This is a genomic window from Legionella santicrucis (assembly GCF_001468135.1).
In the GTDB taxonomy this organism is placed as follows: Bacteria; Pseudomonadota; Gammaproteobacteria; order Legionellales; family Legionellaceae; genus Legionella; species Legionella santicrucis.
In genome coordinates, this window is sequence record NZ_LNYU01000078.1 from 85,148 (window position 1) to 85,864 (window position 717).

Here is a 717-nt window from a genome sequence, read left to right on the forward strand (position 1 = left end):
GTCTCAGGTATCAAGACACTACAAGACACTTAAGAAAAAGCCCTTGACTAACCCGGAAGAACGAATGGCGCGCGAGGAACAGCTCAAAGTACTCAGTCAACGCCTATTTGACCTGCAAACACAACTCGTTTCTCTTTGCCAAGGACGATTACCTTTAGCGAATATTGACATGATTGTTTTGGAAGCCTTTTATGCCAAGTATCAACAAGAACATAATGCAGCCCAACAAATCTTAATTCAAAACGGCATCAGCCCGCAAAATAGAGATCAATTTTATGCCCTCAAGCACGATAATGCGGAGAAGACGATTCCTGATGTGGTTATTGATGGTAAAGACATTGGCTATCCTGGGATTTATATTAAAAAACTCGATACAATCACTGATCAAGGAGCAGCACTTGCGGCCTGTCTTGGGAAAATAACGCAGTGCTGCCAGTATCTTGGCGGTGTGGGCAGTGAGTGTGTGATTCATGGCATCACCTCGCCCAATGGTGGTTTTTATGTTTTATGCCAAGGTGAGGCACAAAATCCCTCCCTAGATGATGCCATTTTAGCCCAAACTTGGGTCTGGAAAGGGCAACAAGGTGGTTTGTGTTTGGATTCAATTGAATCTGCAGTGAAAAAAGAACAAATCGCGCCGGTGGCAGATATGTTTCGGTTGCTGGGGCACACCCTGTGTCAGGAGCATCACATCCCCCAGGTGAATACAGGCGCACA

Annotated in this window: 1 protein-coding gene; it reads left to right on the forward strand. The window is 45.5% G+C overall.

What is annotated here, in order from left to right; translation table 11 throughout:
- Positions 1–43 precede the first annotated feature (43 nt).
- The coding region (locus Lsan_RS22665; RefSeq protein ID WP_193392717.1) for a hypothetical protein at positions 44–717 on the forward strand (674 nt) is incomplete at its 3' end.